The 14750-nt window shown below is 62.4% G+C and carries 9 protein-coding genes; 2 read left to right on the plus strand and 7 right to left on the minus strand.

From position 1 onward, the window contains the following. Positions 1-19 precede the first annotated feature (19 nt). From Hrd1104_RS11660 to Hrd1104_RS11680, 5 genes are all read right to left on the minus strand, one after another. Complete coding sequence (locus Hrd1104_RS11660) at positions 20-7735, minus strand: LAGLIDADG family homing endonuclease (protein WP_154552921.1); 7716 nt, start codon at positions 7733-7735, stop codon at positions 20-22. Positions 7736-7846: 111 nt separating this feature from the next. Then, on the minus strand, positions 7847-9187 hold the full coding sequence (gene phaC / locus Hrd1104_RS11665) for a class III poly(R)-hydroxyalkanoic acid synthase subunit PhaC (protein WP_154552922.1): 1341 nt from the start codon (positions 9185-9187) through the stop codon (positions 7847-7849). Positions 9188-9192: 5 nt separating this feature from the next. Beyond that, on the minus strand, positions 9193-9741 hold the full coding sequence (locus Hrd1104_RS11670; RefSeq protein ID WP_154552923.1) for a poly(R)-hydroxyalkanoic acid synthase subunit PhaE: 549 nt from the start codon (positions 9739-9741) through the stop codon (positions 9193-9195). A 43-nt stretch (positions 9742-9784) separates the two neighbouring features. Further along, a complete protein-coding gene (locus Hrd1104_RS11675; protein ID WP_154552924.1) occupies positions 9785-10336 on the minus strand; it encodes a hypothetical protein in 552 nt (183 codons plus the stop codon). Positions 10337-10339: 3 nt separating this feature from the next. Continuing rightward, positions 10340-10630 (minus strand): AbrB/MazE/SpoVT family DNA-binding domain-containing protein, encoded by a 291-nt coding sequence (locus tag Hrd1104_RS11680; RefSeq protein WP_154552925.1) that lies wholly within the window; start codon positions 10628-10630, stop codon positions 10340-10342. A gap of 218 nt (positions 10631-10848) precedes the next feature. Here Hrd1104_RS11680 and Hrd1104_RS11685 point away from each other — a divergent pair, with 218 nt between their 5' ends. Then, on the plus strand, positions 10849-11325 hold the full coding sequence (locus Hrd1104_RS11685) for a MaoC family dehydratase (protein WP_154552926.1): 477 nt from the start codon (positions 10849-10851) through the stop codon (positions 11323-11325). A gap of 30 nt (positions 11326-11355) precedes the next feature. Here the strand turns inward: Hrd1104_RS11685 and cgi121 are convergent, their stop codons facing one another. Together cgi121 and Hrd1104_RS11695 are read right to left on the minus strand one after the other, a co-directional pair. Next, complete coding sequence (gene cgi121 / locus Hrd1104_RS11690) at positions 11356-11892, minus strand: KEOPS complex subunit Cgi121 (protein ID WP_154552927.1); 537 nt, start codon at positions 11890-11892, stop codon at positions 11356-11358. Beyond that, the gene (locus tag Hrd1104_RS11695; RefSeq protein ID WP_154552928.1) at positions 11892-14345 is read right to left on the minus strand and encodes an ATP-dependent DNA helicase; all 2454 of its coding nucleotides are present in this window, start codon (positions 14343-14345) and stop codon (positions 11892-11894) included. Before Hrd1104_RS11695 ends, cgi121 begins: the two co-directional genes overlap by 1 nt. Positions 14346-14439: 94 nt before the next feature. On the opposite strand from Hrd1104_RS11695, the gene Hrd1104_RS11700 reads away from it, so the two are divergent. Then, the gene (locus tag Hrd1104_RS11700) at positions 14440-14685 is read left to right on the plus strand and encodes a ferredoxin (protein WP_154552929.1); all 246 of its coding nucleotides are present in this window, start codon (positions 14440-14442) and stop codon (positions 14683-14685) included. The last annotated feature ends 65 nt before the right edge of the window (positions 14686-14750 follow it).

Raw genomic sequence — 14750 nt, forward strand, 5'->3', positions numbered from 1 at the left:
CGTCACGGGCCGCTTCCGATCACGTCGTCCGCAGGTGGTCGGTCCGGGGTTCGTAGACTTCCCCTTGCTGTTTGAGTTTCTCGATCTCGTGTTCGGCCTTGCTGGCCTCCATGCCGACTTCCTCGGCGCGTTCGATCACGACGTCGACAGGTGCCCCTTCGTCGTACTCTTCTTCGATGTCCGAAATGATCCCACGGATGTTCTTGATCCGATCGCGCTGGGATTTGGAGGTCCCTGTCTCGACGACGTCGGCGTCGAGTTCACCCGTCTCGGGATCGATCCCGATATCTTCCAGTGAGGACCGGACGATCCCGATAACCCGCTCTGCGTCTTCCGCCTCGACGGTATCCGAGAGTCGCACGCGGGCGCTCGCCTCGGCGAGACGCACCAGCGCCTCCAGTTTTCGTGCCGTGACGGGAACTGGCGCGTCCTCGCCTGACCCCTTCGTCCGCAACTCGACGTAGAAGTCCCGGATGGCCGCCTTGGCCTCCTCGGTCATCGTCGGGAAGCAACTCCGCTTTGCGTAGGCGACGTATTTCCGGAGGAGTTCGGGGTCGATCTCCGGGGCGACCGTTTCGGTGACGTTGTCGACTTCCTCGGCACTGTAATCGGGCGTACTGTTCTGCTGGCGGTGGGTGTTGAGTTCGCCCGCGTAGTTGGTCCGCAGGATGTGTTCGGCCAGTTTGGCGTCTTCCTCCTCGTCTGGCTGATCGGTGACGGTGAAGATGAGGTCGAAGCGCGAGATCAGCGCGGGCTCGAGGTCGATCTGCTCGCCGATGGGCTCGTACTGATCGAAGCGGCCGTACTTGGGGTTTGCCGCGCCAAGGAGTGAGCAGCGGGACTTGAGGGTCGCATTTATTCCAGCCTTAGATATGCTGATCGAATTGTGCAGGATGACACCCTGACTCACGAAGGTGTTGGTCGGTTCGACCGTCACGTCGTAGACCCAGTCGGTGGCGTGCTCGCCTTCGTTGGGGAGCGTTTCGACGTCGGTTATCGTTTCCGTCCCGATCCCGGTCGCGGAACCGGGACTTTGCGCAACTGCACCGCCGTCGACGGCGACCGGAACCGGAACGGGAGTGCCGGCCGATGTTTCACTGGCAGGGACCGTATCCCACTCGTCATCGCTCTCGACAAACATCGGGTGTTCCGGCGTGACGACGACCTCTCGTCCGTTCGAGAACGAAACACGGACGAACTCCTCGGGAGCCTCGTGGCGACTGACCCGATCCACAGAGAGCTTCTGTACGTCGTTGTCGTCCAGATCAGCGGAATGAACCCGCACGTCCTCAACAGGCAGGATTTCACAATCGACGCCGTCGATCACATCATCGGAACGTTCAGCCATCCGCTCATCAACAAAGTCACCGATCTCGACGCGTCGGCCGTCTGCGAGGAGGAGTTCAGAATCGGGATGGTAGGACTGCTGCTCGAGCGCTTCGTGCATGGCCGAGCGATCTTCGGAGTTATGGACGACCATCCCGTTGGCAAGGAAATTGTGGGTGCCTTCGACAGTCAGATCGTACACCTTCGACTTTTGGGCCGTTTCGACCTCAGCCAGCAACCGCTCAGCTTCGTCGCGTATGGCTTCGATCCTCGTTCGTGCGACCGTGCAGACCTCGTCGAAGCTGTCAGTTTCAACCGTGCCGTTGAACCACCGGGAGACTGTCGACTGGTCGACGCCGAGGTCGCGAGCCAGTTCGGAATGGGAGACGCCGGATCGGTCCAGTTCCTCCTGCAGTTGGCTCCAGTTCTCGGTGGACAGTTTCGTGGCGAGCAGATCGTGGGCACGGTCGACAGCGTCCCTCGGCGGACAGTTCAAGAGATCGGCAAGCTCTCCACGATAGAGATTGACCGTATCGGACGGCACTCCAGGCACGTCGGACTCGACCGCGTCGACCCGCCGCCACCGAACGTCGCCGCGAACCAGTGTCCGGAATGGTTCTATCTGAGTATCTTCGACAGCGCGTACCATCTCGAAAAGACGGTTGGCGACTATCCTACGAAGCTCGTCGCTTTCGCCCCACTCGCGCGATATCCGCTGTTGTGTGTATCGTGTCCCGTCAGCGATTTCGGCCTGTGAGACGTGATAGCGTGCCTTGATCTCAGTCAAGCGTTCCCAAGTGGGGTCCGACGCCAAGGTTTCGCTGTCCGTAGCCGCACGTTCCGTTCGCTCCTCGAAGGCGGCCAGAATTTGCTTGCTCAGGCGAATGGAAACGTTCGCGTCGCCGTTCTCGAAGTTGCAGTAAGTCGCGTCGTCGATCCCACACTCCGATTGGTGGAGTCGAAGTGATTCTCGGATGTCGGCCAGCAGATCGCCACACTCCGGAATCACGTCGAGAATCGTTCTCTCTCCCGAAACCTCCTCACAGACCTCGTCCAGAGCGGCCCGTTTCCTGTCGAGCGTGAAGCCGACATGGCGGGCAAAGGCCGCAAGCGAGTCCGCCGCCGTGATAGCCAAAATGTAGAGATCACGCTTTCCCGCCCGCTCACGAGTCTGGATCTGACTCGACACACCGAACTCCTGGAGGAGCTGCTTTGTTCCGAGAAGGAGTTCATAGCTTGCAGAGAAGATCCTCACGTTTCCGGTCGACGTGTCGACGTTCCCCTCGCTATCGGCCAGGGCCCGGACGAATGCAGCTTTCGCATCAGCCGACCCCTCGGTCACGCCGTCGGGGAACGCCTTCTCGTCGTACGTTTCCAGATTCATCCCGGCATCAACGACGGCGTCGGCATACTCCTGCCCCGGCACCCGGACAGTCTCGACTCCGTCGTCCCGCTGTTCGCTCGGGGGCCGCGTCGGTTCGACGTCGAACGCTTCTCGACAGTTCCGTTCGAAATCAGCAAGGAGTTGTTCTTCCTTGTTCGTAAACCGGATCCCGTAGACGCCTGCCTGTCGGTCGTAGTAGACGTTCCCGTCGCCGGAGAGGTATCCGAGTACCGCGGCTAACGCCGGTGAAGGCGTTCCCGTATCGCGTTCCGTCGAAACTGGACTCGCAGCAACACCCCCGTCAGTCACCGATGTCGGAATCGACCGAGGGACGTACACCCAATCGCCGGGTTCGAGATCTGCTGCTGGCTTCTCGATCCGTTCACCGTTTTCGAACGCGAAGAACGGATGATCGCGTGTCGCGGTCAGTTCCTCGCCTGATTCGAGTGTCACGGTCGCGAGGTCGTCAGGAGCCTCGTATTCGTGGATGGCCGTCACTGGACGTTTCGCGAGCCGTCCATCGTCCGTCATCGTCCAGGCTTCGAAGTCCACGTCCCGAATCGTCCGGCCATTTGCGTGTGGTTCGATTTCGCCGTCGATCGCGGCTTCGCGCGCAAGTTCCCGAATGCGAGAAATCCGGCCATTGCCAAGGCGGACGAGGGTATTGCCCGTCACGCAACGCATCTTGTCGAGTTCGTCGACAGCGGCGATCCCGCGATCGGCAAGCACCAGCGCACCCGCTTCCAGCGTCCACTGCTGGCCGTCGCCGAAGTCATCCCTCACAGCCGCAGCGGTGTTGTGCGTGACCAGCCCGTTGCCGAGGAAGTTGTGCGTCCCCGGGACGGTCAGGTCGAAGACTTCCTTCTCGCCGGTATCGACGGCAGCGACGACCTCCTCCCACCGGAGATCGGCCTCGACGGCCTCCTCGACGAGCGGTTCGACCGGCCCGAGGTCGATGTCCGCGAGCATCGACCTGGCGCGAGCACGCCCCGGATCGTCGCCGCGATTGACGTTCTGATAGTAGTCGCCGGCGACGCCCTCGACGGCGGCGAGCGCCGACCCGACCGGGATCTTCTCGCGCTGGCGTCGCTCCTCACGAACGATCTCCTCGAGGGCGGTCGCCTTCTCGACGCTCTCGAAACCGATCGCCTCGGCGTAGCGGTCGATCTCGGCTCCGTACATCTCCACGTAGTACTGGACGTGGCTGGATTCGATCTCGTGGCCGTTGGCCAACTCGAATGTCCCGCGCCGATCGCGCTCCCGGAGTCGGGCTTTCACGCCGTAGGACTCCAACATGAGTTGGACCTGCTCGCCCAGCGTCTCGCTGATCGTCGACAGCAGGACGCTCGACCCGCCTTTCTCTCCACGGACCGAAACCGAGCCATCGGCGTCCATCAGTCCGCGGAGGAAGGCATCCCCGTGTTCGGCGACGGTGAGTTCGGGGGCGAGCGCGAGGCCCTCTTTCGGACTCTCCATGCCAGCGTTTTCGAACAGCCGGGCGATGGTGACGCTGTTGACCCGAATGCACGGCACGCGATCGTCCTGGCGTTCGATCTCCGGGCGCTTGTCGAACTTCGCTTCGAAGATGTCGGCGGCCCGTTCGAGCAACCGTTCGTTCCCGTTGGAGATCCGGACCATCCCACGATTGCCGTCGCGGCGGTCCAGCGAGATGTCGCCGTCGCCGAAGACGAGCCCAAGTAGGTACATGAGATCCGCGTCGAACGTCTCCGGGACCGTGATGCTGTCGCCGTGACGCACCATCAGGCGCTCGAAGTCGACATCCGAACGCGTCGCGTCGATGGCCTCGAGCATTCGATCGAGTTTCTCCAGCGGGACGTGTCGGTTCTTCAGGTGTGCGTAGATGAAGTCCTCCGAGAGGTCGAGTGTAGCGGCCGCGTCCCGGAGGGTGCCGAATTCCTCAGTGAGTTCCGTCCGGAGGAACTCGATGGACTCCTCCGTGAGTTTCACTTTCTCCGTCGAAAGCGTCAGAAACTCCCTGACGTCGACTTCAGACCGGTCGAGATCTCCAAAGCGCGGCGCTGCGATGTAATCGCCAGCCTCGATCTCCGAGATTTCGGTCCACTCGATGCCCTCGTCCCCGCAGGTCAACACCGGCGTGTTCACCGAGGCCTCGAGTTCTTTGCCGTACTCGGTCTCGATCCGGCGAGTCGGCTTCTCGGGCATCCGCCAGACGTGACTCGACGCCCGGGCATCTATCTCGCCGTCCTCCCGATCGAAGGTCTGGACGTCGATCGCTCGCTCGGCTGCCGTTTCGGTGGCGACTGGTTCCGGGAGTTCTTCCGTCACGAGATCCCGAATCTGTCTGAATCCGTCTTCGGTCTGAATCCGCGTGTCTCCAGTGACGCACAACCCCGCCGAACTGGATCCCTTCCCCGACGTGAACACTGATCGCGGTGCGATGTGGCGAATGTACTGGAGAATCTGGGAGTTATGGGAGACGACGCCGTTGGAAACGTAGCTGTGGGTTCCCTCGACTTCGAGGTCGTACACCCACTCGTCGTCAGGCTCGACCATTTCGATCGACGCAATGCGATCCCAGCGAACATCGTTCGTAGCCAGGTCGCCCAATCGGTCGACAGTCGATTCGACGGCGAGCGCTTCCTCGAGTCGGTCACGAACGACCGCGCTGGCGGCGACCGTCTCACCGCCGTCGGGTGCGACCTCGTTGCGCTCGTAGTAGCTGACCGCCGTCTGGGTAACGTCCATCCCGTCGGCGAGCGATTGCTGTGAAATGCCGAGTTCGTCCCGCAGTTCGACGATCGTCTCCCAGTCCTCGCCAGCCAGCCCTTCCCGCTGGTCTTTCAGCCACGCCAGTCGCTCCTCGAATGCATCGACGACGGCTCGAAGGGACTCGCGACTCGGGTTTCGGTCGCCGCGCTCGTAATGCTGGTAGGTGGTTCTGGGGACATTGCAGTCCGTTTGTGTGAGCGCGAGCGATTCCCGCACCTCACGCAACGTATCGCCGGAGATGGGGACGACATCACGGTTCGTATTCCCGGTCGTCCCTTCGTAGGACTCCGCGGCGAGTTGTTTCCGGTCGGTGACGAAGCCTACTTCTGAGATATAATCGCCGAAGTCGTCTCCACTGATGCGGAGACGGTAGCTCCCATTGACGCGTTCGTGGATGCTTGCGTCGATACCGAACGAGGTGAGAAGCCCACGCACGTCTTCGAGGAGCGCTTCGCTCATCGAGGCGACCGTGAGCTCGCGTTCGGACGCGGCAACGTGGCCTTCCCCTTCGACGTAGGCCCGAAGGAAGGCCCGACGGATGGGGTCGCTCGCTCGTTTGATCTCTTCCGGGACGCGTTGCTGTGCCGAGTTTTCGAGGATCGCTGGCTCGATAGATTCGAGGAAGCTGACGAACTCGCTCGAATGGCAACGAAGACGAGTGACACCGGATTCCTCTCGCACGTCCTCGGAGTGGGGTAAGTCGAGGGCCTCGAAGGCCGCTCGGGCGTCTTCCAGAACTGGGTCGTCCTCGTTCGTGATACGGAGGTCAGCGGTATTGTCCGCCCGGTACTGGACGTGTCCCTCCGCGACGACGTATCCGACGAGTCGAGCAAGTGACGGCGTCCACGTCTCGGGGGCCGAAAACCGCACCGCGTTGGGTGACTGTGACTCGCGATGGTCTACTTCGATTCGATCGTCCCCTGCCGTCGGAACTGATCGGGGGGTCGCGACGAACTGTTCTTCCTCAAGCTTTTCAGCTTCCATCGCCGTCGGCTGCCCGTTCTGCTGGACGAACAACGGATGGGATGGCGTCACATCGAGTTCCCTGCCGCTCTCGGTCCGGATCCGATACAGATGGTCGGGAGCCTCCCGCTTCCAGACTTTGGTCGCTTCGGCCGTCGAGAGCGTCCCGTCAGGCGCGAGCGTCGGGAGCGGGATCGATGCGTGATCCCAGACGCCGTCGTCGACGGGTTTCGGATCGTCGAGGTTCGCCTCCACAAGTTCGCCGATCGCTTTCGTAGTCCCATCGGCGAGTCGAACGTTAGTGTCAAATTTAACACACTTTCCCGTACCAGGGTCCCCGATCAGGAGCACGTGGAGGTCGCCCCGGATCCGGGATTCATCAGGCAAGTGCTTTGTCACACCGGAGAATAGTTGGAGTGCGATCGCGAGCTTCTCTTGGTCGTAGCCGTAGATCGAGGGGGCGATGGAGGCGGTCATCTGCTCGTAGATGTCTTGTTCCTCCGAGAGGGCGACGATCTCCTTTTTGTCGTCCTCGTCGATGTCCATCTCTTCGAACTCCTCGTCCTCGATCTCGACGTCGACGCCGTCCATGTAGACGTCGAACATCGGTGACTGCTCGCGGTCGTTGCCCCGCTGATCGAGCTTCAGGATCCCCGTCACCCGGACGTGATCGCCGGCGGTGACCTCCCCCGTGATGTCGTCCTCGATGTTGACGTCGATGTTCTGTGGCGTCTCGCCGCCGCGGAGTCCCTCAGGTGACTCCTGGACACGGAGCTTCTGGGCGTCGATGAACTCCGATTGATCGAAGTTGATCCGGAAGGGGCCCTGGCGTTCACACCCCTGGCACTCGTGGGGTTCCTGGAAGTCGCCAGTCGACTGTGGGATGCGGGTCAGAGTCCCACACCGCTGGCACTCGAAGGCGGCGTCGGTGATCTTCGGCCGGACCTCGGTTGCCTTCCGAATGATACCCTGGATGCTGACGAGTTGGCCGCGATGGTCGGCCCGGATCTCCCGGATGTCCGTCGATTCGGGCAGGTTGGTCATCCGGACGTGGGCCTGGCCAAGTTTCACGTCGATCGGCAGGTCAAACAGGCGCAGGGCTTCCTCAGCGTACTCCTGGAGCTGTTCGGGTTTGTTGCGGTAGTCCCCAGCCAGGTCGGGGTCGAATCGATAGAGATCCTGGTAGTCGACGAACAGGGACTTACGCTCGTTGGGGTACTTCTGGGCGAGGTCTCCGATCTCGTTGCGGTAGTAGTCCCGGTAAAACTCCTCGAAGAGATCGATGAACTCAGTGTTCTCCGCGCGAGCCATTCTGGTAGCTTCTATTGTGCACACTGCCTCAAGAAGGTTCCCAAACCGGGGTGAACGTGGGGCGAGACCGTGGGCCGCGCGTTCTGCCGATTCGTCGCCGCGACCGCCCGTTCACTCGATCGTTTCGAACCAATCCTCGACGCGTCCGAGGGGGGCTTGGGCGGCGTCGGCGACCGATTCGGCATCGGCCCCGGCCAGGTCGGCGACCGTCTCGATGCCGGCTGCCTGCAGTCGTTCTGCGTAGGTCGGGCCGATGCCATCGACCGTCTCGACGCCCGGCGAGGTCTCGGCCGTTTCAGCTTCGCTCTCGTCTGTCTCGGCCGATTCGTCGGCCTCGTCCGCCTCGACCTGTGACCGTTCACTGAACCACTCGGCGACTTCGGGCCAGACGTCTTCGTGGGTACTCGAAGACACCGAGAGGCCGATGTGGCCGGTCGAATACTCGATGAGGTGGGTGTCCTCGCTCGGGATCACGTCGTTGAACGGCTTGCTCGCCGCCGGGGGCACGAGGTGGTCGTACTCCCCCACAATCTGGATGACGGGCATGTCGATGTTCTCGATGTCGACGTGCTCGCCGTCGAGGTGCAACTCGTTCTCGTAGAGGTTGTTCCCCTGATAGATCTCTTCGAGGAACTGGGTGTAGGTCGTCCCGGCAACGTCGATACCCTCGTCGAGCCACTGCTCCATACGGGCGAAGTTCTTCACGAAGTCCTCGTCGTCGACGTTCTCGGCAAAGCGGACGTACTTCGTGACGTAGTTGTCGATCGGGTCCATCATCGCGAACCCGACATCGAGGAAGTCCGCAGGAACGTTTCCGAAGGCGTCGGTCACGGCCGACGGATCGTAGTACTCCTCTTCGCCCCACATCTCTAAGACGCCGCCCGACTCCTCGAAGTACAGGCCGGCCGCCAGCAGGCCGAGCGTATTGACCTTCTCGGGGTTGAGCGCGCTGTACATCGTACTCATCGTGCCGCCCATACAGTACCCCAGGAGGTTGATCGCGTCCTGGCCCGAGCGCTCACGAACCACGTCGACGCTGTTCTCGATGTACCGGTTGACGTAATCGTCCAGTGTGAGGTGCTGGTCGAGCCGTGAGGGCTCGTTCCAGTCGATCATGTAGACGTCGTGGCCCGCTTCGAGCAGCCGACGCACTACCGACCGGTCTGGCTGTAAGTCCAGAATGTAGGGCTTGTTGATCAGCGCGAACACCAGCAGGATCGGTACCTCTTCCTGTTCGTCTTCGGGCACGTCGATGCCGGCGGCCTCGGCGTCGTAGTGGAGGAGTTCGAGCTTGTTCTCCTCGTAGACGACGTCGGCCGGCGTCTGCCCCACCTCGACGTCGCCCATCGTTTCGAGGCGTTCGTCGAGGACTGCGCCCGTCTCGGTGGCGTCGGTCATCTCTTCGAGGGCCCGACGCTGGATGTCCAGCGCGGCACTCATTGGGTCGGACATACTGATCACTCCTCGACGGCCTCGAGGATCCGGTCGAGTTTTTCCTCGACGTCCTGTTGGCGCCGTTCGAGCTCGATCAGGCGCTCACCGACTTCTTCGACGTCACCTCGCGTCGGGAAGCCGAGTTCGGCAATCGTCTCCTGGGTGACGTCGTCGGCCTGCTGGCGCATCTCCATCATGGACTCGATAAGCTGGCCGTTCGTGGCCGCGAACGCGCTGGTGCCCATAATCTCCTTGAAGGCCTCGTTGGCCGATTGTAGCCAGATATCCCGGAACTCCGTGGGATCGACGTCCTCGCCCTGGGCGGCGTCCGCCGAGCGCTCGAACATCCGCTCGGCTGCGTCCATCCAAACCTCGTAGGCCTGGTTGTATCCTTCGACTCCCTCGGCAAGCTCGTCGTCTTCGGGCACTGAATCCGATAGCGCCTCCGTCCAGGATTCGACGAACGCAGCCTGGGCCTGCATGTTCTGCTCCATGGACTCGGCCACTGCGTCGTTCATCTGTTCGACCATCCCACTCCACTCCTCTTGTACGTCTGTGTTCTTGTCGCTCATGGGTAGAATCGCGCGTGCATGCGAGAAAAAACTACGGGACGATTCAGGCCTCGACCGCTTGGGCGGCCTGTTCCTGGACGTCTTGGACCTGCTCTTGGACTTCTTCGACCTGCTGTTGGAGGTCTTCGACCTGGTTTGCCATGTCTTCGACGACGTCGACCGACTGGGCTTCGACGTCCTCGTGGGCCTCGATCAACATCGAGAGCTGCTCGTCTAAGGCGTCGAGGGAGTCTGCCGACAGCTCGTCGTAGGACTCGACGCCCTCGCTGAGTTCCTCTTCGACTGCATCGAAGGCTTCGGCGTGGTTCTCAAGCAGGAACTCGAACTGCTCGTCGACGGTGCTGCGGAGCTCTTCGACGGCCGGCTCGACGCCGGGCATGCTCGATTCGAGCGTGTCGAGATACGTGTGGATGGCCGTCTGGCTCAGCTCGACACTCCGCCGTTGGACGGATTCCTGGCTCTCCAGGCTGCCCAGCATGGCCTGGCTCATGTGCTGCTGGAACTGGACGCCCTGTTCGAGGGCGGACTGTCCCTGTTCGATCGATGCGCGCTGTAGTTCGAAGGCGGTCGTGATTGGTGCGGTGTAGTCTGCCATAATTTACTCACTCCGGTTGCGTTTGACCGGGAGGACGACGGCCTGGACGATGTCTCCCTCTTCGATGTCCAGCGCCTCGCGCTCGGCATCGGGGATGCTAATCCGGCCGCCACTTTGCACACGGGTCTTGAAATTCGCCAGCTGGCTCATCGTCCCGAGCTGGTTCATATCCAGCCCGGACGCTCCCCCTCCCATCATCTGGCGAAGGAACTCCTGCTGTTGTTCGAGCGCCTGCTCGCTCGCTTCCGTGAACATCGCGGGCGGCCATTGGAAGCCATCGTCCTCGTCTGTCATCGGTCAACTGTACATACACCCTACAAGTACATAAGTTTTCCTCTGAGAACCATTCAGCCCCATCTGATACCATCTTTCACCTATTAGCTGGGTGTTTTGGTTCCCACGAAGGCACTGGGCCGCGTCGTCGGGTGGTTTTCGTTCAGTCCGTGGCCGGTGTGGCTGGACCATCCGGTCACCCTACAGTTTAGTAACCGGCCGCCGAACGATCGACTGCAATGAGCGACAATCCGAAGCCGACAGTCGAGGGCGGGAGCGACCTCCCGGGGTGGGAGTGGGATCGAACCGTCGAGGACAGCGACGCCGTGGCGGTCGGGGATCGCGTCACCTTCAGCAAAGACATCACTGACGAGGACGTCATGCACTTTGCCGAAGCCAGCGGCGACACCAATCCGCTCCACATCGAGGACGACTACGCCGCCGAGACCCGATTCGGTGGTCGCATCGCTCACGGAATGCTCGTCGGCGGGCTCATCAGCGCCGCACTGGCCCGCTTCCCTGGTACTGTCGTCTACCTCTCTCAGGACTTCGAGTTCAAAGGCCCCGTCCGCATCGGCGACCGGGCAACGGCCGCCGTCGAGGTAGCCGATACCCTCGAAGGCGGGCGCTACCAGCTCTCGACGCAGGTTCTCGTCGACGAGGAGGTCGTCATCGACGGCCAAGCGGTTGTCCTGATCGACGAGGAGCCTGCCTGACTGGCAGTCGGCATGTTGACAGCAGCGTCGCTACTTTTCGACGACCAACATCGCGACGCGTTCGAGCACTAGCTCCGAGAGCGTTGCATCGGTTGCGGCTCGCTCGGCGTCTGCAATGTCGAAAAACGCCGCGACCAGATCGGGATCGGCTGCCCCGAGGGTGTCGGCTCGGTCGAGACACTCCATCGCTTCGACGACCTCGCCGGCTGCCCGTTCGCGTTCACTCACGTTTTCGTCACCGTCTCCATTCTGTCGGTCGCCCACTGCGTGACAGACGATGACTGCCGGCTGTTGGCCCTGAGAGACGCCCATCGCCAAGGCGTCCTGGATCTGCCGGCGGCCCGCCGCGTACAGCAGGATCTCGACTTCGGGATCGTGTGCGATCATCTCCTCGCGTGCGTGTGCGCGATCAGCTAGCTTGCAGGCCCGTCGGAGGTGTTCCCGGCCGGTGACGTATCGGGCGTCGAACGCCTGGATTGCCACGTCGTGCTCGGCTCCGATCGCGCCCAGTCGCTCCAAGACGGCATCGAGATCGTCAACTTCGAGGTGGCCCTCAACGACCTCCATCAGAAATCACCCAGACTGGATTGGTCGGCCGACTCGTCGGCCTCCTCGCCAGTGTCTCTACTGGTCTCGTTTGTAGCCGTCTGCTCACTCTCCGTTGCTGCTGGCGCTTCGTCCGGTTCGATCACTGAGACACCATCCATCGATGGATCACGGTGGCCGGCGTTTTCCAGAATATTCTGGGCCGTTTTCTCCCGACCGCGTAAGGCCCCCAACACGACCCCCTTCTCGGCTTCTCGGAGGTCTTCGCGGGATTCGATCCCAGCCGCATAGAGGCGGCGAGCGCGTTTGCGACCCACACCGCCCACGCCCGCCAGATCGACCAGTTCCGAGCGCACCCCGTGTTCGACGCGCACGCGTGCCTCTCGGATGGCTGGCGTCACGTCGAGCCCGACCTCCCCAGCCAGGCGCTCGGCGGCGTTGAGGAGCCAACTCGCCGTTTCCACTTTTCCGCGGATGTCGCCCGGCCCGATATCGTATCGGTCCGTAATCACTCCCTCCTCACACTCGTCCGCCCAGTCTTCGAGTAGCCGGGCTGTCTTCAACGCCGACAGCCAGTCCTCGAAGCGATCGTCCTCGAACTCGCTTGGCATCGCTCCGAGAAACTCGCTTTCACGCTCGTAGGCCTCCATGGAGTACTCCTCTTCGTCACCCGAGCGGAGGTATAGCTCGTACATATCGGGCGTCCGGGAAACGAGGTGGTACAGCCCCATCGCGGTCGGGTCGGGGCTGTCGTCGGTCCCGTCGACTTCGGCCGAGGCCAGTTCGCTGGCAGTCTCGAAGCCCGGCGGCTCGCCATCCGTGGTTGTCTGTCCGTCGTGGGGCGATCGAGTTCTCTGTTGGCTGGCTGTCTGCTCGAACTCTCTCAGCCCGTCGAGCATCTCCGCGGCGCTCATCGGATCCAGATAGAGCCGCGAGACCGTCTGGCCGATCGAGGTGGCACGCAGGTGGTCGTCTCCGTCCGAACGCGTGAGGAAATCGTTCGCTTCTAGATAGGCGATCACTTCGTCGACGACTGTCTCCAGACGGCCACTCCCTGTCGTCTGGCTCGCATACAGTGTCGCTTCGAGAAACTCCAGCAGTCCTGCCCGGGAGTTGGCAAACCCCGAAGCGACCGTCGAGAGGATGTGGGTCCGCAGCGCCGGTTCGGCAGCGAGTTTCGAGCGCACTGGCTCGGGATCAGCCCAGACGTATCGCTCGAACAGTTCGTCGAGTTCGTCGTGGCTGCTGGCGAGCAGGAGTGCCTCGCCATAGGGGTCGAGTCCGGGCCGGCCCGCCCGCCCCATCATCTGGTGGACCTCAAGAACCGAGAGGGGTTGCATGCCGCCGGCGGTCCCGTCGTAGCGTCGCCAGTCCCTGACGACGACGCGCCGTGATGGGGTGTTGACCCCGGCTGCGAGCGTCGGCGTCGCCGAGATAACTTTCACGAGTCGCTCCTGGAAGGCCTCTTCGACGAGCGACCGATGCTCCCGCGAGAGACCCGCGTGATGGAAGGCTGCCCCGTCTTCGACGGCCGCTGCCAGATCGTCGCTGGTCTCCGTATCGCTAACTTCCCGGATCTCGGTCGCGATCTCTCTGAGCCGCTCTCGCTCTTCGTCTCCGAGGTGTGGCTCGGTCGTCGACGCGAGTCGGCGGGCCGCTGCTTCGGCGTTTCGCCGCGAATTCACGAACACGAGCGTCGAGCCGTCGTCTTCGAGCGTGTCCCGGACGATGGCCGCTGTCTGCTTTTCGCTGTCCCTGACTGGCAGTCGGGTCTGGCTCCCGTCTTCGAGATGGAGAGCCTGCCCGTAGTGGACGCCTTTTTTGAGGTCGATTGGCCGCCACGTCGAGTCGACCAGTTCCGCATCGAGCCACGTCGCCAGCGCCTCAGCGTTGCCGATCGTCGCCGACAGCGCCACTGTCTGGAGATCCGAGTTTCGCTTCCGGAGCTTTGCGAGGGTCACTTCCAGCGTCGGGCCACGCTCGCCATCGTCGACGAGGTGGACCTCGTCGGCCACGACACAATCGAGGTTGTCGATCCACGGCGCGTCGTTTCGCACGAGGGAATCGACCTTCTCGCTGGTCGCGACGACGACGTCCTTGTCGCCGAGCCACCCGCCGTCGCTCTCGTAGTTGCCCGTCGAGACGCCCACGTCCAGTCCATAGGCCTCGAACTGTTCGAACTCCGTGCGTTTTTCGCTGGCGAGCGCCCGCAACGGGACGATATACAGCGCCGTCCCGTCGGTTTCGTCACCGTCGTCCCCACTGTCTTTGCCGTCCGTGATCGCCGAGAACATCGCGAGTTCGGCGATCAGGGTCTTCCCGCTGGCTGTGGGCACGCTGGCCACCAGGTTCTCGCCGTCGGTGACCCCGCGCTCGACGGCCTCGGCTTGGGGTGGATAGAGCTCTTCGATGTCCTGCTCGCGGAGGTGTGCTGGTACCCACGACGGGACCCCCGGAATGTCCGCAACGTCCATTGGAGGTAGGTAGGGTCGTCCCCCGGTTTAAGGGTTCGCTCGCGGGCCGAGCCGGTGGGCGGCGTTTATACATCGCCGGGTCGAGAGGAGACGTATGCGAGTCGAATTCGACCGGGATACCTGTATCGGGATGTTCCAGTGTGTCGCCGAGTGGGACGGCTTCGAGCGCGACGAAGCACACGGCAAGGCGGTGCTCGTTGACGGCGACGCAATCGAGGACGGTCTCGTTTCATTGGCTGTCCCCGACGGCGAAGAACTCGACGCGAAGTTCGCTGCCCGCACGTGTCCGGTAGACGCGATTCGAGTGCTCGACGACGACGGCGAGCAACTGGTGCCTTGAGCGGTTCAGTTCGTCGTCACGTCTGGGTCGTGTTCAGCCATCGTCGATCTTTCCGGGCGTTCGGC

The sequence above is a fragment of the Halorhabdus sp. CBA1104 genome (genome assembly GCF_009690625.1).
Lineage (GTDB): Archaea > Halobacteriota > Halobacteria > Halobacteriales > Haloarculaceae > Halorhabdus.

Bases quoted from the DNA above. Each gene is read 5' to 3' on its own strand.
- Hrd1104_RS11660 (WP_154552921.1), bottom strand. From the start codon at position 7,735: ATGGCTCGCGCGGAGAACACTGAGTTCATCGATCTCTTCGAGGAGTTT.
- phaC (WP_154552922.1), bottom strand. From the start codon at position 9,187: ATGTCCGACCCAATGAGTGCCGCGCTGGACATCCAGCGTCGGGCCCTC.
- Hrd1104_RS11670 (WP_154552923.1), bottom strand. From the start codon at position 9,741: ATGAGCGACAAGAACACAGACGTACAAGAGGAGTGGAGTGGGATGGTC.
- Hrd1104_RS11675 (WP_154552924.1), bottom strand. From the start codon at position 10,336: ATGGCAGACTACACCGCACCAATCACGACCGCCTTCGAACTACAGCGC.
- Hrd1104_RS11680 (WP_154552925.1), bottom strand. From the start codon at position 10,630: ATGACAGACGAGGACGATGGCTTCCAATGGCCGCCCGCGATGTTCACG.
- Hrd1104_RS11685 (WP_154552926.1), top strand. From the start codon at position 10,849: ATGAGCGACAATCCGAAGCCGACAGTCGAGGGCGGGAGCGACCTCCCG.
- cgi121 (WP_154552927.1), bottom strand. From the start codon at position 11,892: ATGGAGGTCGTTGAGGGCCACCTCGAAGTTGACGATCTCGATGCCGTC.
- Hrd1104_RS11695 (WP_154552928.1), bottom strand. From the start codon at position 14,345: ATGGACGTTGCGGACATTCCGGGGGTCCCGTCGTGGGTACCAGCACAC.
- Hrd1104_RS11700 (WP_154552929.1), top strand. From the start codon at position 14,440: ATGCGAGTCGAATTCGACCGGGATACCTGTATCGGGATGTTCCAGTGT.